Annotated in this window: 17 protein-coding genes and 2 pseudogenes; 5 read left to right on the top strand and 14 right to left on the bottom strand. The window is 44.7% G+C overall.

Annotation, left to right across the window (positions count from 1 at the left end; translation table 11 throughout):
* Positions 1 to 6: 6 nt before the first annotated feature.
* The 13 genes and pseudogenes from GUY40_RS25520 to GUY40_RS25460 all read right to left on the bottom strand — a co-directional run bounded on the left by GUY40_RS25520 (position 7) and on the right by GUY40_RS25460 (position 15341).
* Positions 7 to 1119: a polysaccharide biosynthesis/export family protein gene (locus GUY40_RS25520; RefSeq protein ID WP_166571685.1), complete on the bottom strand. Its 1113-nt coding sequence runs from the start codon at positions 1117 to 1119 to the stop codon at positions 7 to 9.
* Positions 1120 to 1873: 754 nt separating this feature from the next.
* On the bottom strand, positions 1874 to 2026 hold the full coding sequence (locus tag GUY40_RS25515) for a hypothetical protein (protein WP_166571684.1): 153 nt from the start codon (positions 2024 to 2026) through the stop codon (positions 1874 to 1876).
* 29 nt (positions 2027 to 2055) lie between these two features.
* Positions 2056 to 2442, bottom strand: a pseudogene (locus GUY40_RS28930) (sugar phosphate nucleotidyltransferase).
* Between the two features lie 546 nt (positions 2443 to 2988).
* Positions 2989 to 4407 carry a mannose-1-phosphate guanylyltransferase/mannose-6-phosphate isomerase gene (locus GUY40_RS25505; protein ID WP_166571682.1) on the bottom strand — a complete coding sequence of 473 codons (1419 nt, stop codon included), beginning with the start codon at positions 4405 to 4407 and terminating at the stop codon, positions 2989 to 2991.
* Positions 4404 to 5546, bottom strand: a complete 1143-nt coding sequence (locus tag GUY40_RS25500) for a glycosyltransferase family 4 protein (protein WP_218585473.1) — start codon at positions 5544 to 5546, stop codon at positions 4404 to 4406. The genes GUY40_RS25505 and GUY40_RS25500 overlap by 4 nt, the downstream gene beginning before the upstream one ends.
* Positions 5547 to 5571: 25 nt before the next feature.
* Positions 5572 to 6717, bottom strand: a complete 1146-nt coding sequence (locus GUY40_RS25495; protein ID WP_166571681.1) for a glycosyltransferase family 4 protein — start codon at positions 6715 to 6717, stop codon at positions 5572 to 5574.
* Positions 6714 to 7928 carry a hypothetical protein gene (locus GUY40_RS25490; RefSeq protein WP_166571680.1) on the bottom strand — a complete coding sequence of 405 codons (1215 nt, stop codon included), beginning with the start codon at positions 7926 to 7928 and terminating at the stop codon, positions 6714 to 6716. The genes GUY40_RS25495 and GUY40_RS25490 overlap by 4 nt, the downstream gene beginning before the upstream one ends.
* An 80-nt stretch (positions 7929 to 8008) precedes the next feature.
* Positions 8009 to 8800 carry a hypothetical protein gene (locus tag GUY40_RS25485; protein ID WP_166571679.1) on the bottom strand — a complete coding sequence of 264 codons (792 nt, stop codon included), beginning with the start codon at positions 8798 to 8800 and terminating at the stop codon, positions 8009 to 8011.
* A 29-nt stretch (positions 8801 to 8829) separates the two neighbouring features.
* A complete protein-coding gene (locus tag GUY40_RS25480) occupies positions 8830 to 10017 on the bottom strand; it encodes a Coenzyme F420 hydrogenase/dehydrogenase, beta subunit C-terminal domain (RefSeq protein WP_166571678.1) in 1188 nt (395 codons plus the stop codon).
* A complete protein-coding gene (locus GUY40_RS25475; protein ID WP_166571677.1) occupies positions 10010 to 11203 on the bottom strand; it encodes a polysaccharide pyruvyl transferase family protein in 1194 nt (397 codons plus the stop codon). Before GUY40_RS25475 ends, GUY40_RS25480 begins: the two co-directional genes overlap by 8 nt.
* 44 nt (positions 11204 to 11247) lie before the next feature.
* Positions 11248 to 12441 (bottom strand): hypothetical protein, encoded by a 1194-nt coding sequence (locus GUY40_RS25470; RefSeq protein WP_166571676.1) that lies wholly within the window; start codon positions 12439 to 12441, stop codon positions 11248 to 11250.
* 171 nt (positions 12442 to 12612) lie between these two features.
* Positions 12613 to 14844, bottom strand: a complete 2232-nt coding sequence (locus GUY40_RS25465) for a polysaccharide biosynthesis tyrosine autokinase (RefSeq protein ID WP_166571675.1) — start codon at positions 14842 to 14844, stop codon at positions 12613 to 12615.
* A 44-nt stretch (positions 14845 to 14888) separates the two neighbouring features.
* Positions 14889 to 15341 (bottom strand): low molecular weight protein-tyrosine-phosphatase, encoded by a 453-nt coding sequence (locus tag GUY40_RS25460; protein WP_166571674.1) that lies wholly within the window; start codon positions 15339 to 15341, stop codon positions 14889 to 14891.
* A 692-nt stretch (positions 15342 to 16033) separates the two neighbouring features.
* Between GUY40_RS25460 and rfaH the strand changes: the two genes are divergently transcribed.
* The 3 genes from rfaH to GUY40_RS25445 all read left to right on the top strand — a co-directional run bounded on the left by rfaH (position 16034) and on the right by GUY40_RS25445 (position 18697).
* On the top strand, positions 16034 to 16531 hold the full coding sequence (gene rfaH / locus GUY40_RS25455) for a transcription/translation regulatory transformer protein RfaH (RefSeq protein WP_166571673.1): 498 nt from the start codon (positions 16034 to 16036) through the stop codon (positions 16529 to 16531).
* Positions 16532 to 17007: 476 nt separating this feature from the next.
* On the top strand, positions 17008 to 17154 hold the full coding sequence (locus GUY40_RS25450) for a hypothetical protein (RefSeq protein WP_166571672.1): 147 nt from the start codon (positions 17008 to 17010) through the stop codon (positions 17152 to 17154).
* Between the two features lie 478 nt (positions 17155 to 17632).
* The gene (locus GUY40_RS25445) at positions 17633 to 18697 is read left to right on the top strand and encodes an acyltransferase (RefSeq protein ID WP_166571671.1); all 1065 of its coding nucleotides are present in this window, start codon (positions 17633 to 17635) and stop codon (positions 18695 to 18697) included.
* Between the two features lie 406 nt (positions 18698 to 19103).
* Here the strand turns inward: GUY40_RS25445 and GUY40_RS25440 are convergent.
* Positions 19104 to 19205: pseudogene (locus GUY40_RS25440) on the bottom strand (DUF2514 family protein); the annotation flags it as partial.
* A 580-nt stretch (positions 19206 to 19785) separates the two neighbouring features.
* Here GUY40_RS25440 and GUY40_RS25435 point away from each other — a divergent pair.
* Both GUY40_RS25435 and GUY40_RS25430 read left to right on the top strand, forming a co-directional pair.
* Positions 19786 to 20058 carry a short-chain dehydrogenase gene (locus GUY40_RS25435; protein WP_166571670.1) on the top strand — a complete coding sequence of 91 codons (273 nt, stop codon included), beginning with the start codon at positions 19786 to 19788 and terminating at the stop codon, positions 20056 to 20058.
* A 414-nt stretch (positions 20059 to 20472) separates the two neighbouring features.
* A partial coding sequence (locus GUY40_RS25430) for a GDP-mannose 4,6-dehydratase (RefSeq protein ID WP_166571669.1) occupies positions 20473 to 20798 on the top strand: 326 nt, incomplete at its 3' end.

Genomic DNA, 20798 nt, shown 5'->3' with positions numbered 1-20798 from the left:
TTGGCCTTATCGAGAGCTGGCGTCACTAAGATTATTCATCGAAGCAGCACCGGTACCCAGAACGGTGGCGGAAGGCAGCAGTTGGCTAATCAGGCGGTTCCAACGTGTTACGCCGGCTGGGCCAACATAGACAATATCCTGGGGCTGAAGATCGAAGCGAGTAGCAAGAGCGAAAGCCGTAGGCGATTCAGCATCAAGCTGGAACACTTTGGCAGGAGCAGTCTCAAGATTTTCAGCTCCGCGAATAACGTACAGTGCATTACCGTTCGACGTAGATTGATTCAAGCCACCCACAGAACCTACTGCATCAGCCAGATTCAAACGACTCATTTTGAATGTGATGGCCTTTGGTGCGTTCACTTCGCCCATCAGGTACACCTTCTTCCGATCGTTATAAGGCAAGAACAGCTGATCCCCGCCTTTCAGATAAACGTCCTGCAGCTGCGAGTTCTGGTTATTTAGTGCGTCAAGGTCCAGTACATAGTCACGGCCATCACGAGTCAATATGAGACCAGAAAAATCTGCGTTCACCGGGTCGGCCCCAGCTGTACCGATAGCTTCGAGAACGCTCATTGGGGAGGTGGTGATCGGTTGTTGGCCTGCTTTCAAAACTGCCCCAGTGACGACCACTTTCTGGCTGGCAAAACGCAGTACACTAATATCAACCTGAGGGCTCTCAACGAACTTGGCCAAACTTTCGGAGATTTGTTTGCGCAACTCTTCGATCGTTTTACCCGCTGCCTGAATGTTGCCGACATAAGGGTAGAAGAGAGTGCCATCAGGACGGACCAAACGGCCATTCGCATCGATTTGTTGTTGAGCGCCTGATGGCGCTGTGAGCTCAGGGTGATCCCAAACAGTGATATACAACACGTCGTTGGCACCAATACGATAGGCGTCTGGTCTATAGTTCAGTAATTCTGAAGACACATTAGGCGTCAACTTAGTAGCGGCGTTCTGAGCGATGAGCTTCGGTGTGATCGGAATCAATTCTACTCGACTGCTCTCAAGTGAACCGTTTCGCACGAGTTGGCTGGTGTCCATATTCTGGCCCGGTGAAAACATACAACCTTGCAAGACAAAGCCTGCAAGCACTGCGAGTGAAGTGCTACGAATCATAATGAAGGACGCTTTAAAAGTACAAGTCAAAACAAAACCACCCAGATGTTCTGGGTGGTTAAGGTACCGAAACCTACATGAAGTTTAGTTTGTTCCGGTCGTGCCCGTAGTGCCGGTGGTACCAGTCGTGCCGGTGGTACCAGTCGTGCCGGTGGTGCCACCCGACCCGTTACCGCCTCCACCGCTATTCGACAAAGCGAGACCACCCGCGACCAAGGCAATGCCTGCACCTACAATAGCAGTTGTGCTTACGCCACCAATGAGACCGCCAGTTTCAGCAGCGCTGGTAAGGGACGTCTCGGCAGCGGTTTCTTTTGGGACAGCAGAGGATGCAGGAGGCGCCTCGGCAGCAATTGCCGACGTACTGAGGGCGACCATCAGAGCGGTTACTAGGAGCTTGTTCATAGAGAAAGTCCTTTTGTGGATTTTGATTCGTAGATGAAGGAATAGTAAGGTAGCCAGCAGGCAAGGGCAAGCGAAAAGGCGGTTGAAGTAATCATGTCCTAAATGGATATGGAAGACTATTCATTTGAGCGTACCGCAATTCGAGTGCATGTCATGGCGGATCCACACGTTTAGCTGCTGCCGATTACTACCACGGAGGAGGCGACAAAAAAATGGCAGGAAACTATTGAATGGTGGGCGTGAGCTTTCTTTGTGGTGTTTTTTGGCAAAACCCGCTGGAATATTATTTTTTAGTTTACTTATCTTGTCTTGGCAAAAGCCTTGCTAGGCACACCCCATAACGTCTTGTTTAATGCAGCTGCTTCTTTAGAAAGCTGTTCGCTGGTAAGGCAGCACCATTGCTCGGAAACTTTTCGCCAGCTTGTCGTACCGCGTGATCCTGGGTGATAAGATTTTCGATCATTTCCCCAGACGCATCGCTGAGTTCGTATCGCTTGGCCATCAGGGCTCCTGCCTTTGATAGCGATGATTCTACCCATTTCGATGTTTCAAAGATTTTAGTACAGAACCTAAGCGAGCAATTTTTCGCCCGTGCCCCGCTTCTATTGCTTGAACGAGATGCCCTGCTTTCATAAGTTGGTTATGGGTGCCAGTATCGAGCCAAGCGAAGCCGCGATCTAGCAAGCTAACATGCATATCACAGTGAGAAAAATATGTACTATTAATACCTGTTATTTCTATATCGCCTCGTGCAGAGAGCTTAACATTTTAATCGATATGGATGACATTCGTAGAAATAAAAGCCCGTGACTGCGTAATTAGGTAGTTAGATTGTGGGCTGGAAGGCTTTTCCTGAATTGAAGTGGTTTTGCCAGCTTCACCGAACGTGACCAAGCCAAAGCGCCCAGGGTCAGTCACATGTAACCAAATATTGTTGCGCCACTTTTCGATTAGTGCATTATTTTAGTAGACTGCCAAAGCCCTAGCCGAAAATATACTCTCTCCGAAAATCAATGCAACATCGCTATTCCCTATAATTTTTGTCCAAGAATGAACGGCTGAGCTAATCCATCAGGAAAAAGTTGTTCGGCATAGCTTAAAGATATACCGAAGTTGGAGCTGGCACTTAAAATCTTTTTAAAGTATGGCAGGTCTTTTGGAGGGGAGATTATGAGATGCTCGAATTTCAGTGAGCATTAATACCGATAGAAGGTAATGTAGACAGGGTGTAGTTGTTTAGAACCGCGCATAATATAGTACCGTCTCGCACACAATGCCTTTCATTAAAAACCTTTGGGATGAGGGTGGCGAAAATGTGGTATTGACTTAATTTTCTGTTTTTGGGCTGCGAGGTCACGGCCTTTGCGGCGGGTAAGCATGGTGCTACTGGTACCAGAGTAAAATATTTGACTCAAAGTATAAGCAGGCAGTGTGAGTCGTTTGAGCTCACACTGCAGTAATAAATTATGCCCTTCCGTATTTGTCTTCGAATCTGACGATGTCATCCTCTCCTAAATAAGATCCGGATTGGACCTCAATAAGCTCTAAAGGTATTACTCCTGGGTTTTCTAGTGCATGAACCTGTCCGATAGGAATGTAGGTAGATTGATTCTCAGTCACGAGGTAAGTGTTTTCCCCATTAGTTACCTTCGCTGTACCGCTCACTACTATCCAGTGTTCAGCTCGATGGTGGTGCATTTGAACTGAAAGTTTTGCTCCAGGTTTAACTGTAATACGTTTTACTTGGTATCTTTCGCCTTTGTCGATAGAATCATACGCGCCCCAAGGCCGATAGACTTCGCGGTGAAGCAAGTGCTCTGTTCGCCCATTAATTTTGAGTTGATCAACAATCTTTTTGACGTCTTGTACTTTGTCTTTGTGAGCAATCAACACAGCATCTTTGGTTTCGATTACTATGAGATTATCAATTCCGACTGTTGCAATTAGGCGATTGTCGGAGTGTACGTAGGTATTATTTGTGTCATGAGCTAGAATATCGCCCTTTAGAACATTTCCACTATCGCTTTTATCACTAATAGCCCAAAGAGCGGACCACGAACCAATATCACTCCACCCCGCATCAAGAGAAACCATTGCAGCTGATGTGGTTTTTTCCATCACGGCATAGTCGACTGATATGTCCGGGCATGATTTAAATGAGTCGCTGTCTATTCGAATAAAACTCGAATCTGTGCTACAACTGTTCAAGGATTTTTCACAAGCGTTAAAAATATCAACATGATATTTTTTTAACTCTTCAAGGTAGTGGCTAGCCTTGAACATAAACATTCCACTGTTCCAAAGATAATCGCCACTGGCAATATATTTTTGGGCGGTAGATGCATCTGGTTTTTCTACAAAAGATCGAACAGCATAACCTCCATACTCCAACTCTTCACCCATTGAAATATATCCATAGCCCGTTTCCGGGTGTGTAGGCTTAATCCCAAAAGTTACTAATTTTCCGGTGGATGCTAATTTAAAAGCATTGGAGACAGCTGCTTCGAACGCTTTATTGTTTTCTATGTGATGATCTGCGGCTAAAATTAATAGAAATGGATCATTTCCATTTTGTATCGAATGCAAAGCAGCAAGCGTGATAGCCGGCGCAGTGTTTCGACTAACGGGTTCTAAGATTATCGAACTGTCATTATTTCCCAACTGACGAAGCTGTTCTGCAGCGATAAATCGATGCTCTTCGTTACAAATGATCAACGGGTTTAGCAAGTTCAAATTTTCTAATCGATTAATCGACGTTTGAAGCATGGACTCATCTGTGTTCCCTAAAGCTAGAAACTGCTTAGGGTTTAGTTGCCGAGATAAAGGCCAGAGCCGTGATCCTGAACCACCAGCCATTATAATTGGAAGAACAGAATTGTTCATATTTCGATACCTTTAATTTCGTCCGATGAATAATTAAGTTTTTTGGCAATACAGTCGACTACGAATTTTTCAAATTTCTCTCTAAAAATGGAGGAAGAGAAATTCTCAGCGTGATTTCGGATTAATACTGTATTTAATGTGAAATTTTGTTCAAAGCGTATTACGGCTTCTTGAATTGATTCTTTTGTCTGCTCTTCAAAAAAAATTCCAGTCTTCCCCTCTATCACGGTTTCCAGAGCTCCGCCTTTTGCAAAAGCAATTACCGGTGTTCCGCAGGCTTGTGCTTCTACAGGAATTATTCCAAAGTCCTCCTCGGCAGCAAATACAAAAGCTTTAGCCCGTTGCATATGATCTCGGAGCACAGAAAATGGTTGATAGCCCATAATTGTAATGTTCTGTGTTGCTGACTGTCGAACGACATCCATTTGAGGGCCGTCGCCGATGACAATAAGTTTTTTATCTGGCATTAAACTAAAAGCTTGAACAATTAAGTCCATCTTTTTATATGGCACCATACGTGACGCCGTAAGATAGAATTCATCTTTGGTGTTTGTTAAGCTAAAATCATTTACAGATACATTAGGGTGTATGGTTGTCGCATTTCTTCTGTAAACTTTCCAGATTCTTCTTGCAATGTAATCACTGTTGGAAATAAAGTGATCTACACCATTTGATGTCCTAAAGTCCCAGTTGCGTATTTTTTGTAGCAGTATACGTGCTATCCAACTCTTTAATCCTCTATCCAGGCGAGACTCTTTGAGGTATTGCGCTTGTAGATCCCAGGCATACCTTATTGGTGAGTGGCAATAGCATATATGTAACTGATCTGGCCCCGTAATTACGCCTTTTGCAACGGCATGACTGCTGCTTATTACAAGGTCATAGGTGGATAAGTCGAACTGCTCTACAGCCAAAGGCATTAGAGGTAAATAGTTTCTGTACATTGACTTCGCTTTGGGCAACTTTTGAATAAAAGAAGTAGTTGCTACCTTGCCGCCAATTTGCCTTCTTTGATCTTCGCTGAGAAAATCTACAATAGAATAAAGGTCTGCGGCTGGATAAATTTCCAATATGGCTGCAAGAACTTTCTCCGCACCCGCTATTGTTACTAGCCAGTCATGGATTATCGCAACTTTCAATGTTCGCTTTGCCAAGCGAAAAGACTCAGATGATTGGATGGTCATTTAATAAAGTGCCGTAGGTCTGGGTTGCATTGAAGTGTTTTTTTACATATTCTTGAGCTTCTATAGCAATGTTTTTTCTTAGCTCAGAGTTTTCCAAAAGAGAATGTACTGCGTTGGCAAAACTTTCAACGTCGTCTGCGAGCATAAAATGAAGCCCGTCAACCAAACCAATACCCTCAGCGCCTGTTGTCGTCGAAACTACGGGTATCGCTTCTTGGATGGCATTGATCGTTTTCAACTTTACTCCAGCTCCGCTAAGCATGGGATTAATAAAAACCGCAGCTTCGGCGTAATGTGGGTTGAGATCTGCCGGAGAGTCTATGAATTTTACAGCATCAACGTTGTCGAGGAATTGAGGTTTGGTTCCTCGTGTGTTCCCTGCAACTATAAGTTCATAGGCTTTTGATCTTGCTATCAATGCAGGATGGACATTTTTTACATACCAATGTAATCCGGCGAGGTTGTTTTCGGTAAATAAGTTCCCCACAAATAAAACTTTAGACGTCTCTTTACTTGAGTAGTCTTTGAAGTCACCAGGGGAAACATGGGAAGGAAGAAAAACAGTTTTATGCTCTTGTCCTAGTTTATCGGTCTCGTATTCATCTTTGGATATGTGTAAGATTTTATCACACTGTTTCTTAACTTCACGACTATGCTTAGAGTATAGTAGTTGCTCGCGAAGGTAAAAAATCTTAAGCACAATGTTTTTTGTGCTTTTTCGTAGTGATCGAAAATATGCAGTTTCATTGTTGTGTATTCGAAGGAATAGCGCCTTCGTTTTTCCGCGTATTGACTTTATAATTGGGGAGACAGACTCAGATTCTAATATCACACAATCATATGATTTGGATATTGTGGTTTTTGATAAGTTCTCCCTACTCAAAACTTGATAAGGAAAGGGAGTGAGCAGCTTCCATATTGAAGTTTCTCTACGAACTATTATTGTGTTTTTGACGTAGCGCTTTACATGGTTTAAGTCTGTCTCGCTTATTGTGGAGTTTGTTGTTGCTATCAGTTCGAGGGCGTGACCTTGGGAGTGAAGTAATTCAATTCTCTTCCAAATGTCGACCCTGCCACCATGGTTCGGTGGGTAAGGAAAATCTGGAGATACAATAAGTATGTTCATTTGGAAACCTTGGTTATGTGACGATTCAAGCAGATTCCTAAAATAACAGCCGATATATAGCCGCCTATACCTGGGATGTAGAACACCAGCGATATTATTGTGTAATAAAATAATATGTCTCTAGAAGGGCTATTTATTATAATTGATAGCCTTCTGCCTTTTTTTATTGCGCTAAAAAAATATATCAAAAACGGCATACCAAATATTATAATCGAGTCAAATACGAAGCTTTTTGCTCCCACGCTTTTGTAAGCGCCCGCGGTAAAATAGTTGCTCACTTCGCTATAATTTAAAGGTATGGGGGAAATTATTTTTGAAATATAAATGGAGTCTTGGCCATTGTAGTTAATATATGGCAGATATCCAGTAAATCCATGGCCCAGTGGGGAGTGAAAAATTGACATTACGGAAAGAATCGCCATGGTGCTGCGGGTCGCGGTTGATGTATATTCATCAAAGTCCGATTGGAAAATAGCAGCGAGCAAAGGTACCGCGATGAAGGCAGCAATAGTGACGAAAATTAATCCTATAACCTTAGAAATTAGATTTTTGTTACCGCTAAGCATCAAATAAACAAACCAGGCTAACAATAACCCGATCATCGCACCTTTCGAGTTTACAAGAAGAGCACAACCTAATGAAAGTCCAAGTCCGATGTAGGTATTGATGTTTTTTAACCAGCATAGCAAAAGTATTGAGCTAATAACTATATACCCGAAAGTGCTTGCTTCAATGGAGTATCCTCGTGGCCTATAGTTTGATGTATCCGAGTAGTGAAGAGGGGATATAGAGTTTAGATAGTCGGGTGCAACTAATGTTAACAGCAGCGAAGAACCTATTATGGAAACAAGCGCAATTGAAGCTTTTGATATGTCAACCTTGGTGTGTTTGAAGTAAATAAATGCAAAAAAATAGAGGCTGTACAAAATAAAAGCTCTTGAGCCTCGATCTATCAATGTCTCAACTGGAAGGTCTTGGTAAACAAAGGCAAACAGCGACGATAATAGTATCGAATAGCCTAAATAAAGAATGAATGATTTTGATATTTGTCCGGTTACAGTTTTTAGTACGAGCAGTATAAGGATTGGGATGATAGCTAGGCTAGCACCGGCGTAGCCTAGGGGAGTGGCTTGGAGCCAAGAGTCTTCAAAAGGAAGAAAAACTAATATGATAAAAACTATCATAGGCTCTGCTCGAAATTTTATATTCATGCAGTTATTAGAACCAAAGGAAAATGAGCTAGAGAATTTGTTAGCAAGCTAGTAAGTAACATTTTAGGGCTGTAGTCGGCTTAGAAGTGATTTGGTTTTTTCAATATGTTTTGTAGTCTTTTAAAAGCGCGAAACAGTAAATTTGAGTTGGCAGGGAATAGCATGCCGTTGAACGATGTGCAAAAAGCGCTTAAATATTTTTCATTGAGAATTGTTTTTGCTTTTCTTAGCTTTATAGCGGGGGGGGCATCTTTTGCTTTATACCAACCAGAGTTTATGCTATCAGGATAGAGCCAGTCTTGAATATGCGCGGTTAATGTTTCACATACGCCTACTCCCCATACTGCCTTGTCTTGGTCAGCGGAAATCACGGCATTTTCCAATTGGGATTCTGGCAGTGATAGCTTATTTTTATTTTTTTTCAATAAGCCGCCAGTCATTGCAAAAAGATAGGTGCTTATCCAACGGTCGGTTGAGTGACCAAAAAGATTAAATGTTTTGTTAACGTTATTTACCTCACCAGACATACCCTGTTCTCCAGAGTTTATTAGTCGAGTGAATGCTTTTAAAAAACGTCGTCGTTCCGCGACCCCCCATTGTCGGTGAAAACAAAAAGTGTCATTGCAAAAAATAAATATGTCCTCATCGGCAAATGACGATATTTTCGCTATACCTTTGTCCCATCCTGAAAACTCCCAATTTGAATTATCACCAAGAATAAAATTATTTTGGGATAGGCTATTATCTATTCGGTTACTAACAATAAAAAGCTCATATTCAAGGCCGAGCGATTCCACAAGGCTTGTAAATTCATTGATTCCAGACTCTTCGTAGTCTTTGTAAAAAGAAAGAAAAATGGCGTAGATTTTCAATCTTTTATCCCCTACATAGAAATTTACGATTAAAGGGTTTTTTTGAGTTTTCTGCGGAAAGTGCCGGCAAATGCTTTAATAAGATCCGTGACATTCGATTGGCTAGCCGCAGTTATAAGTCTGTATTTCTTATCATATTTTGGCGTGATTGAGCCTGTTAGATTTATTGCGAGCTTTCTAGCGAGAGCGGTTTTCTTTCGGTTTGATTGATATGGTTGGATTTCGGATATTTTACTAGTTTCAAATTTCTCTGTTGCGATAACTTTCGCTTGGATAGCTTGATTTAAAAGATTTGCTCCCGCAGAGGTTCTGGACAGTATTAAGCTACGCCCCTCGGCCTCCTCAAATGAAGGATATCCATTTTCAGATTCGTGCCATGCATCTGCGCAGACAATGTCAGCAGCTTCACCTATACCGTCCGCACATAACTTGCATCTGGCTTGAAGGTGTCGATTAAGGATTGTGCCCCAAGACTCGTTATAAGTCATAGTATGTTCCTCATTCGAGGAAGTAATTGCTTTTGTCAATCCTGGCCACCCGTCTCCTCTGTAACGGAATAGCGATACTGTTCGCCTATCTTTAATTCCAAGTTTTTTAAGAACTCGTAGAGTCCCCTCTTCACTTGGAACTCCAGCGCACATGAATGAGATAAGGTAAGGGAATTGTGTTTTTAACTCTATGTCACTAGACGTTAAGCTCCTCATAGCCGCAATATCACAAGGTTTACCTACTACAGCATATTTTTTTTTGTTTCCAATGAGCGAACGGATTACCGAAAGTGGGGAGGACGGTGCATATCGTGATCCTGCATTTCTTAGTATCTCGCCTGGAGTAGTTGAAATGTAGGTTTTATTTCTAATAGGGTCTTGATCAGATGCTCCTGTATGTATCACTGCGTCTACAGTGGCAGAAGTTATCAAAAAATCAAGAAGAGCAGAAATGACGCCACCGGAAGAGCCACTATTTCGGATCTCTTCGTTAGTAGCATAACCTACGTTAGACGAAAAAATGGGCCCCCAAAGTACATCATAGGGGGCCTCTCCATTATGGTGATCAACTGCGCTGCCGGGACATGACCTAGCTGATAGTACATCGTTTATAGGAATAAGTGGGCGTAAAAAACCTGAGTCGCTTATGCACATTTCCTTTTCTGTCTTCACACAGAGGCCGCAGCCTGAGCACATATTATCTTGGATAACTTTTTCAATGTTATGCATTTATAATTAGCTCCTTTAGGTAATTGACGTACTCTAAGTTTTTCTGCTTAGATAAAGCTCTTGCCCTGGCCATAGCTGCTTCCATTTCATCATAGACATGGTCATGTAGCTCAAATGTTTTCGTTAATATGGACTCTGTGTCGAGGTCATATGCACTTAAAGTGTAAGGATATCCTAAAGAGTCGAATACTCCTGCGAATTTTCGGCTATATGCCAGCGGTATAGTGACGACGCCAGATGAAAGCGCGCCAATTGTAGCGTGCATTCTTGCACCGGTAAAAAAGTGTAAAGAACTAATATAGCTTTTTGCTTCTGTCGGAGATTTGAATTTTGGAGCTAATATAACGTTGTGGTTCTCTTGAAACCGTTTTTTGATCTCTTCACAAACCCTGAAGTCATCTTCAACAGGAATATCATCTGCGATGACGTGTGCGATGAGGTGAACTTGTTTTCCCCTCGTAAGAAACCCTTCAATTGTTTTTTGGATGAGGGATTTATAGTCTACTTTCAGATTAAACTGGTTGTTTCCTGAATACCCTCCATTCCACAACAGGCCAGATACGTTTATTCCCACTGAGTTGGGGATCTTCGTTTGTGGTTGGTAAGGTAGCGAAAAAGCTACGTCACATACCTCAATAGCGTTGACGCCTAACTCTTTTGCATAATGAGTGGACTTGCCATCTCTGGAAAATACATATTTCGAACGTTTCATCAACCATGCAGCAACTATTTTGGAGAGTTTGTGGTTGAATGGACCAATTGTCTGGGGGGATAAGCAAAGCTTCTTTCCAAATATAATGGAGATAAACTTGGTGGAAGATAAGTTTAAAAACCTTTTTAATCCATATATATCGGTGAAGCTATCACCTTCGCCAATATCCAGCACTAAATCGTATTTTTTAAATGATTTAACTGCACTGAAATTTAATTTGAGAAAATCTTTTGCGATTTGCTTTGTGGAATAGTTTACATGGCTTATCTTGATATTATTGTTGTTCTCTAGCTCTTCTTTTATGCTTAGATTAGCCACGTTGTGTGTGCCTAATGTTTGTATCTCAATATTGGCTCCAGTTTCGCCCGCTGCTTTTAGAACCATATTTAGGTGTGCTATGGCAAGTGCGCTTACGCCGTAATTGCATGAGTTGAAGTTGTGCCAGGCTAAACAGATTTTTTTTACGTCAGTCATGAAGGGTGTTCTCTTATGATGGAGAGTTTTTATTTAAGCTAGTTCTAACTGTTGGGCTTGGTCTCTAAGGTAGTAGCAATAGATGTAGCGATATAGCCAGTAAGGATGAGGAGTTGAGATGCCAAAAGAATCGTTAAGAGTTCTGATATTGAACTTGAAAAAAAGCTTCCAGCAAAAATACTGATGCTTGTAATAATGGAGTTGATTGTTGCTCGGGTTTTCTGTTTGCCTGTTAGAGTTAAAAAAGAACCCGATCCTGCAGAGAAAAAGCGAACAGCGAGGGTTAAGGAGAGCAGTAAGATTATACTCTCATCGAGGACGAACATTTCTCCGAAAAAGTAAGAAATAAAAATCTTTGATAAAGAAAAAAATGTAATGCCGGCAGCCAATCCAAATCCAATAAATATAGAATTAAGAAATATTAGTTTTTTGATGTTGGATTTATATGTGCTTGCAAGGGGGATGGCGAAGGCACCTATCGCACCTGAAAATGTTAATCCGGAGGATAGTAATTTGGATAATGGCTGATAAAGAGCAAACGCTTCTTTTCCGAACAGTATTGGTATGAGAAGGTTGTCAATCTGAGTGCTAATATTTGAAAATATAGAGTCAATCGAGTAATGTTTTAGCTTTGTGTAGTATTGTTTGATTTCGCTAATATTGAAATTTGTTAGTGATGAAAATATGCTGTTGTTTCTGATGGCAATAAAATAAAAAAACATTAATCGTGGTAGGGCTATGCACAATGGAGTGGCCCAGCTTGAAAGTTTGCTTGAATATGCAAATCCAATTGCGACGATGGCCTGGAGAAAGCTTATAGAGAGCTCTTTTGAAAAAAAGCCCTTGGATTTCATGTTGATAAGATACGATTCAGTAATTGAAGTTAGGGCTCCTGCGATAAATGAGCTGATGAAGATTAATTTGTTTTCGGTGCCGTCGACACGGATTAGATATATTGAGCAGCATAAAAAAATTGCAAAATTTAAAATCAGTCTTACTATCGTACTTTGGTTAAGTCTTAAATTGCTGATATCGTCTTTCTCTAATCTCGCAAACCGTAATATCTCATTATTAACGCCTGCGTCGATAAATACGCTGGATATCTGAGCTACAAGTAAGCCAAGAGCGTAGTAGGAAAAACTTTCGAGATTTAATGATTTTGAGAATAGAGCTATTATTAATAGTGCGGAAAGTGCTCTCGTGATCGTCGAGGCAACTGATTGGGATAGTTTTATCATTCTAGGTTTGTGAATTCGCGAACGAGAGGCAAAGAGGCACGCTACCGCCCCAGGATTTGACGTGACTATCCTGAGCACGTGTGGTTATTTAGGCACTATGACGTTCTAACTAATTGGGAAAAGCACCTGTGCTTGTAGGCGCGCAGGTGGTTATTCGATAGAAGTGATTAGTTAAGCTTGTTCGGATTTGTACTCATAATGATAGTAATCGTAACCACCATACCCGTACTTAGCAGAAGCACGCCTTTCAACTCCATTGAATATTGCTCCTTTCAAGTTAATGCCGTTTTGTACGAAGCGTCGGATTGTAAGCTCCACCTCTCGTGCAGGATTTAATCCGAAGCGCGTCACGATCATATTGGTACCGGATTGGCGTCCAACTATCGCAGCATCAGTCACGGCTAAAATTGGGGGAGTATCTAAAATTACCAAGTCATAGTTCGCGCTAGCCTGCTCAAGCAACTTACTAAAGTTGGGATGCATTAAAAGTTCTGAAGGATTCGGTGGGATTTGCCCGCGACTGATGAAGTCAAAGTTTTCAACTTCTGTTTTGTGTATTGCATGGTCAAAACTGGTGCGGTTAGCAAGTATTTCAGAAAGACCGTTTTCTATTGTTGTACCAAGGAGTTTATGTAGATAGCCTTTACGCATGTCCACATCTATCAAAAGGACCCGTTGTCCCGTTTGCGCTATAACTGCTGCTAAGTTGGCGGAAACAAACGTCTTACCTACCTGAGGGCTCGGACCAGATATCATCAAGCGATTGTTTTCTGCTTCTAACATCGCAAAGTGCAAACTGGTGCGTAGGCTACGTAATGCCTCAACGGCTAGATCGGTTGGGTGACTGGTTGTCAAAAGCGGAGCAGCTCTATTTGCACGGCCTTTACCGTGTGCGTTTTTGTCTTCTTCAGATTTTTGTAACGAGCTATAGGGAATGGATGCGTAAACTGGCAGTCCCATCTGCTCGATCAACTCTGGGCTTTCTAGGCCCTTATTTAAAGCTTTTCGCAATAGTACAATTGCGACAGCTATTAATACACCCAGCAAAGTAGCTATGACTACAATTAGAGCTTTTTTAGGTTTAACAGGTTTAGACTGATCAGCATCTGCAACGTCAATTAAACGAACGTTGCCTACAGTTCCCGCGCGCATGACATCAAGCTCTTGAGATTTATTCAAAAGCTGGGTGTAAATTTCTGTTCCTACTTGAACATCCCTAGTTAAGCTGAGCAGTTCTTGTTGCGTTGATGGTAAGCCTTCAACTTTTTTGGCTAAGCCATTTTGCTTCGAGCTGAGCTCTCCGATTTGGGTTAATAGCGCGCGGTATGCAGGATGCTGGCGCGTAAATTTACGATCCATCTCGGCTTGCTGCAGTTTTAACTCTGAAATACTTGTGTCAAGTGCGACGATTTGATCAAGAATTGCTTTAGTTTCGAGGCTAATATCAACAGATTTGCTTTGAGTTTGATATTTATTAAGTGCGTTTTCTGCTTTTTCCAAATCTTTACGTACTTGTGGCAGTTGCTCGCGTAAAAAATCTAGGCTCTGCGCCGCCTCTGCAGAAGTCCTTTCTACATTTTGTCTAACGTAAAGATTGGCGATTTCATTAAGTATACTTATCGCGAGCTCCGGGTCCGTGCTTTCAATTGACAGCCCGATGATTCCAGACTCTTTTCCCTTTTCGATTATACCAAGATTCTTTTGATATTCTAAGATGCTACTAAGTCGGGGGGCTCGTTTGATGATGAATTTCGTGCCGGCATTGGCATTCAGTGTTTTTATCTGAATCTTAACGCCATTTTGATTGTAAGAGTTTACGATTGAACTGCTTGCTATAAGTTCATTGTTATCATCATAAACAGTAAATTGACCGTTTTCACCGCTGATTAGAGTTAGCTCTTTCCCAAGCAAATCTTTCGGAAGTTCTAACTGAAAAACATCTAGTTTTTCGCCTCCCCATGCAAAGCTGTTTAGCCCAAACAAAGGTGCGGAGATTTCTCCCGGATTTTCAGGTTTGTAATTGCGAGCAATAAAGTCGCCGATAATTGGAAAACGGCCGGGCTCAACAGTTATGTCAAGATTTAGATTGTCGACGGCCTTACCAATAATCGCTCTAGAGCGAATTAATTCAATTTCTGTTGCTGAGGGTGATTCTTTACCAAGCATGCTTCCTACGTCAGAGAAACCAAGCATGTCATTTTTCTTGGCCTCAACTTGAACAAGCGCATTTGCTTGATATACAGGGGTAGTTAAGATCGCGTATGCAGCACCAACTATCATAAAGGCGCAGGTAATACCGGTAATAACCCATTTATGATCGACAATTGTACCCACTAGTCCAAGCAGGTCTATTTCGTCTTCTTTGTCATTTTCGTGTGTATTTACTACTGGCGCTTGCTGCATAAGTCAGTTGTCTTTATCTGTGCTGCTATTCGAGAAAATGGCTATCAACGTGCAAGACGCTGAGCCCAGGCGTTTACAGCTTCTTCGATCAACGCATAAGCATGAACGAATGCTGGTTTGCCTCGTTTATACGGATCGTCGATTTCACGGTTGTCTTGCCATTTGCCAAGCAGAAGCACCTTGCCTCTGGCCTCTGGGGCGATCCGCAGTACACCATCAACATGACGCTTTTCCATGACAAGAATAAGATCTGCTTCGCTGACTAGGGCTGATCGCAGCTGGCGAGCCTTATGCTCCATTGGCGAGTTGCCGCGCTCCTGGAGAACTTCTTGAGCGGTTTGCTCTAGGGTGTGGTCGACGAGGGCTCCCAAGCCAGCAGAGCTGATCTGAATGTCAGAATCAGGCTTGGCTTTGAGGATTGCGCCACGCAGGAGGTGTTCTGCCGTAGGGCTACGGCAGATATTACCAATGCACACGATCAATACCCTTTTGAACAAAGCAACCTTCCTTGTGCGGAGTCATTGGCTAAAGTGAGAAGCGCCGAAATGTAAGGTTCTGTGACAATAGTGTCAAGCTCGAAAGCCCGAAAATGCGGGGGCTTTCATCTAAATTATGGCGTTTTGAGTAGTAAAAAACGCCATCATTTTGCTATCTTCTAGCGAATCTCCATGTCGGTCATTATTGGTTTAATCATCACCTTTTTGGGATCGCTCGCTGATAATGTGTCCTCTGAAACCTGTATGCGAAGCGGTGGCAGCAAAAAGCGAACCAATTTCTTCTTTTGCGGTCTTTTTGGCGTCCTCCACCACCAGGCGAGGTCGAGCTTTGTCGCACGGTGGTGCAGGGAGACGTCGATAGGGCCAAAAATGGGCAATTTGTTTTTCGACGAGCGGCACCTGTTCCATTACGGGTAATTAGTACGATGGTGCCTGCATGGTCTTTTTGGACAAGATTTTATCCAATTGAATTAAGAATATTCTCTAGCGGTATAAGGTGCGTTGATTGACGTCAAAGTATTGTTGGTTAGTATTTGCTATTTCTCAGATTATGTTGAGTTTGTTGCAAATCGATGAACTGGTAAAAAAATGTGTCGCTGGTATACTCACTGCCTCGCGATAAATTGAGTGTGCGCCCACGGAGATGTGGCGTATGTAGTATTGATAAGTTGGGATATGGTGGAGTCAGGGAAATGGAATCTAACACCAAGGCTTGGTACTTGATCCAGTGTAAGTCCCGTCAGGAAGAGCGGGCAGAAGAGAATTTGGTCCGGCAGGGCTACACCTGTTTTCGGCCTCAGTACCTGCGTGAGCGGTTGGCGCAGGGCAAGCGTTCGGTGGGCAGGGAATCGTTGTTCCCAGGCTACCTTTTTATTCAACTGGCGTTTTCAGACAATTGGGGGCCGTTACGGTCTACCCGTGGCGTGCTTCGCGTCGTGGCGTTCGGTACTCAGCCGCTTGCCATAGCCGACGCGCTGATCGTTGAACTGCGCCTGCAGGAGGAGCAGCAAGGGGGCGTGGAATTGCAGCTGGTCAGCGGTGAGTCTGTGCAAATCAAGGAGGGGCCGTTTGCAGAGCTTCAGGCAATTTATCTGCGGATGGACGGCAATGAGCGGGTGGTATTGCTGCTCAACCTTTTGAATCGTCAGCATCAGGTAACGTTGCCGTTACGGGGGATCGCCAAGCGCTGAGTCACGGTAATCGAGCGTAGCTAGCGCTTTAGTCTCTTAAGATGTATGGGAGATATCCGCCCTCAACGTCGAGAATTCGCATATGAAGAGCCAACTGCGGTGGGCTGGCCTGATGACGGCCAATAATTCGCTTAGGGGGTCGTCCGTAAACACTCACCCACGCGCGTAGTAGCTGATACTCCAAAACAGCTTCCATAGCGATTCAGCCTCTCGGTCCGCAGACCTTCAACGTCCGCTGACGACGTACTGTCCATGGCTTCGTTGTAGCGGCGCACCGCTTCCAAGGCCTGCGCCATCAACGGTCCGTCGGCTTTGATCTTGTCACTCCATTCGCCCATTCATCATTTGGTCCGAGCAGTATAAGCGCCCTCGGTCTCCGCAGCGTGCTGCGCGGAATCAGCGAACAATCCTTCGCGCTTTCACTCAGGCCCACGATCAAAATAGTTATGCGCGCTACGTAATGTCGGGAGGCGCGTATGACTTATGACGTGAAGATTGACCAATACTGCCTGCAATGCGAAGTGACCTATCTTGCGGACGTGCCGCCCAACCCCTGGATAACCTCAAGCGACTGGGATGCATACGGCTCCCATGAACTGGAATTCACCGTGGTCTCCGGCTAGGTCTACGATGAAGGCGGTGTTCCCAGCGATGCCGGGCGTAACGCCTGCGCGGCGCTGTCCGAACAATATCCGAATTCACTGAGGAAGAATTGTGGCGGCAGATTGAGGCAGAGCGACAGGATGTTGCTTAACGCTCCAAGCCAATTTCCACGGCTGGCTTGTCTTCGCGCAGCCCCGAGAACACCGCGTGCCGGACGTTGGGTTGGGGTGATCTCGACGAATTTGACCTCACAGAGCAGCACCGGTTCCCGCCATACCACCTCCAGGCCATTGCCGAAGTTGGGCGCAGTCTTGAGGGATGGCTTCGGCCGCTCCAAGCTGCGGAGACGCGCCCGCAGCCAGACGCTGTGACTCCGCGCTGCCTATGCTATATGATATTGCCGCTATTTGTGTGAGAATCGCTACCGTTTCACCTTAACCAAATCCGCACCCTGTGAAAAAACAAATGTCACTTAACAGCCCCGGAAAACGGCCATAAATGTCCAGTCTATCAACGAGTGCTTTGCCACCATTAACTGCCATTAATGGACCACTCCACAACTCTAATATTTTTGACATCCTCAGACATATAGCAGCGCTTGCGGTTTTATTCAGCCACCATTTCGCACTCAACGGTTTAGATGAGCCAAAAGCATTCGGAGTAGCTAAGCTAGGAGCACTTTCAGTTGTAGTATTTTTCTCAATATCTGGATTTCTCATAACACAAAGCTACTTAAGAGCCAGCTCGAGCATCGACTATTTCAAGAAAAGAGCTAGAAGAATTTTTCCCGCGCTCATTCTCTGCTCTTTCATCATGACTGCATTTGTTTGCACGATATTCGGTAGCGGGGAATGGTCATCCTATCTTCTATCTAAGGATGCAATATATAATTTTCTGCACCTTAGCTCCCTTGGATCGAGCGCAACGCCGGAACAAATGAACTACTTCAGCTCGACATACATCCGCAAGGATGCTTTAAACGGGAGCCTTTGGACGCTGTTCTTCGAGTTCTTCGATTATATATTAATTGCTTTATTTCTCTTCAACAAATCAAGACCTATTATTAGCCTAACTGTACTTCTAGCGGGAAGCATACTTCTGCAACTAGCAGTGCAAGCAGGCCTGACATCGAATTACTGGATAGACAGATCAACTATACTCACCATTCCATTTGCGATTGGCGGCCTGCTATTCATTACTAAAAAATACTGGCACAACAGAAAAATCAGCCTACTCCTATTCGCACTAGGAGTTACAGGAATAATGCTTGCCCAGCCTGACGATGAGAGAAGTATTATTTTTTTCTCGTCAATCTCCATACTAACCATTATCATAGGCAGCTCGTTCAAGGATATCATAATCAACGGGCGGTTTGATATTTCATATGGGATATATATTTACGCCTACCCGACACAACAAATAATGGTCAACGAAACAGGGCTAGGCTTCTGGACTTCCTTGGCTGCATCAGCGCTCATAACGGTTCTGCTTGCAAATATGTCATGGTTTTTTGTGGAGAAAAAATTTATCAAGAAAACGATAAAAACACATGCAGGGGTTTAATAGACCATTCCATCTTCATTATCACGCCTCTCTAATTGGGGCGTGATCTTAATGCTTAAGCTAAATCCAGTGACTTACTGAATGGATTTTTGCCGCAGCAACGCATTTCAATATTTAACTGTTCGATGGCCAGATCGAGCAACTGAAGCCCAAGTTGGTCCAAAATAAACTGCACTGGGCCGGCCTCATGTCACCTAATAACTCGCTCAGTGGGGCGTTTGGGCTGACTCACTCAAGGCTCGGAAACGGTAGTCATGAACGGCGTCTATGATTCACTCAGCTTCGACGCGCAGGCGCTCGACCTCCTCCACCGGCGCATTGCCCTTGGCTTCGTCGTACCGGCGCTTCGCTTACAGGCCTAGCAACATCATCGGTTCAACGGCCTCGATCATTTCGGTCCACTTGCTCATATTCCACCTCGCTGCTTTTTCGTCAGCGCCGTATAGGCCACCTCGCACGCCAGACCAGCTATTCGGGCTCGGTCGTAAGCTTTAGCCAGTTCTCCCGCAGCGGATCAAACGCAGTTCATGATTTATGTGAAGATGGCAAGCCCCTTGGATTTTTTTCAGTTTGACCCAAGGGCAGGTCGGAGAGAACCTCAATACCTTCACCTCGTTCGACGGCTCCGACCTGACCATCCGTCGCAGGCAAATCATTGTGTGGATGCTCGACGAGTACTTGCCGCCAACCCATCATGCGCCGGAACAGGTCCGCAAATGGGGCTTTGGGAACTACCCTCGCCTTAAAAACTTCTTCCCCATCACATCACGGGCACCTCTACTTCAAGAGGTGCCCTACGCATTCCTCAGGCTTTCCACGCTTGCCCGGCCAGACCCCCGAGGCTTATAGTCCGCCCGTCGCCCACATTGGCGATCGGGTTTGGCGACCCGGTAATGGAGTGCAACGGTGATCACGCTGGTTCTGCAGCGCACGGTTGCACCCGCAAAGCTGCGTTTATGGCAGCTGTGCGCGGGAGACCTTCGGGTCTGCCGGTTCTCCATTTCCGGTTCGCCAACCTGCGTACAGCTGCCACCATTGTTTGGCGATGATGAGTGGTAGTTTCCTCTCCCATAAATGGAAACCTGTTCATGACTCAGTACATCCCCCTCACCAACAACTGCGACCTCCCTTGCCTGGCCATCGACAGCCACGCCCCGCTGGCTGATCTCCACAACAATGCCCTCCTGCGTATTCGTGTGGCTACCGAGCTGCTGGAGACGTTTGCCCGTAATGAAATGATGGGGGCCGATGGAGGAGACCTGCAGAGCATCAGCCAGGCAGCGGCCTTGTTGTTGCGGGATGGGTGTGATGTGTTGGACGTGTTGGGGCGACAATTGCGGCACGGGAGTGGGGTGGTTTAGACAGGTTCTGAGCTTCGCAGGCGACTCGCTCCTGCAAGGCAGCTCCCATGGATTCCTTAACCCCTCGCTTTTCACCGGTGTTGCGAGGGATTCTGAGATGAAGTTGCTGGCGGTTGTGGATCGCGGCAAGGGCTTGAGGGGCAATGAATGGGGAGCTGGGGTCGCTGTGTGGCCCATCGCGGCCAGCAATAGCGAAATGCTGGGAAAGTCACGGTTGTTTGGATGAACGTACTATGTTTGAGACCGTATACAACTTCCGTAATATTAAAAAGCTATCAACTTTAAGTTCTCAAAAAACATCTCCATCACAGGAGTTGGAGTTGGATCAAACCACTTTGATACAGGTAGAATCCTGCCCCAGTTAAATCACTCCGGGCCATCGGCCCACTGTCCTTAGGGAAAAAGGCACTCCTCATGCGTATCCTCATCACCGGCGGCGCCGGCTTTATCGGTTCGGCGCTCGTTCGCCACCTGATCGAAAACACCGAGCACGAAGTCCTCAACCTCGACAAACTCACCTACGCCGGCAACCTGGAGTCGCTGACCTCGATCGCGTCCAACAGCCGCTATGAGTTCGTGCAAGCCGACATCGGCGATCAGGCCACCGTGAGTACCGTGCTGGCGCGTTTCCAGCCGCACGCGATCATGCACCTGGCAGCCGAATCGCACGTGGACCGCTCCATCGACGGCCCTTCGGATTTTATCCAGACCAACATCGTCGGCACCTACAGCCTGCTCGA

It is taken from the genome of Pseudomonas sp. R5(2019) (genome assembly GCF_009905435.1).
In the GTDB taxonomy this organism is placed as follows: Bacteria; Pseudomonadota; Gammaproteobacteria; order Pseudomonadales; family Pseudomonadaceae; genus Aquipseudomonas.
Note: the sequence above shows the minus strand (reverse complement) of the source record. Positions and strands in the feature narration are given on the sequence as shown.

Bases quoted from the DNA above. Each gene is read 5' to 3' on its own strand.
- GUY40_RS25520 (WP_166571685.1), bottom strand. From the start codon at position 1,119: ATGATTCGTAGCACTTCACTCGCAGTGCTTGCAGGCTTTGTCTTGCAA.
- GUY40_RS25515 (WP_166571684.1), bottom strand. From the start codon at position 2,026: ATGGCCAAGCGATACGAACTCAGCGATGCGTCTGGGGAAATGATCGAA.
- GUY40_RS25505 (WP_166571682.1), bottom strand. From the start codon at position 4,407: ATGAACAATTCTGTTCTTCCAATTATAATGGCTGGTGGTTCAGGATCA.
- GUY40_RS25495 (WP_166571681.1), bottom strand. From the start codon at position 6,717: ATGAACATACTTATTGTATCTCCAGATTTTCCTTACCCACCGAACCAT.
- GUY40_RS25490 (WP_166571680.1), bottom strand. From the start codon at position 7,928: ATGAATATAAAATTTCGAGCAGAGCCTATGATAGTTTTTATCATATTA.
- GUY40_RS25480 (WP_166571678.1), bottom strand. From the start codon at position 10,017: ATGCATAACATTGAAAAAGTTATCCAAGATAATATGTGCTCAGGCTGC.
- GUY40_RS25475 (WP_166571677.1), bottom strand. From the start codon at position 11,203: ATGACTGACGTAAAAAAAATCTGTTTAGCCTGGCACAACTTCAACTCA.
- GUY40_RS25470 (WP_166571676.1), bottom strand. From the start codon at position 12,441: ATGATAAAACTATCCCAATCAGTTGCCTCGACGATCACGAGAGCACTT.
- GUY40_RS25465 (WP_166571675.1), bottom strand. From the start codon at position 14,844: ATGCAGCAAGCGCCAGTAGTAAATACACACGAAAATGACAAAGAAGAC.
- rfaH (WP_166571673.1), top strand. From the start codon at position 16,034: ATGGAATCTAACACCAAGGCTTGGTACTTGATCCAGTGTAAGTCCCGT.
- GUY40_RS25450 (WP_166571672.1), top strand. From the start codon at position 17,008: ATGACTTATGACGTGAAGATTGACCAATACTGCCTGCAATGCGAAGTG.
- GUY40_RS25445 (WP_166571671.1), top strand. From the start codon at position 17,633: ATGTCCAGTCTATCAACGAGTGCTTTGCCACCATTAACTGCCATTAAT.
- GUY40_RS25435 (WP_166571670.1), top strand. From the start codon at position 19,786: ATGACTCAGTACATCCCCCTCACCAACAACTGCGACCTCCCTTGCCTG.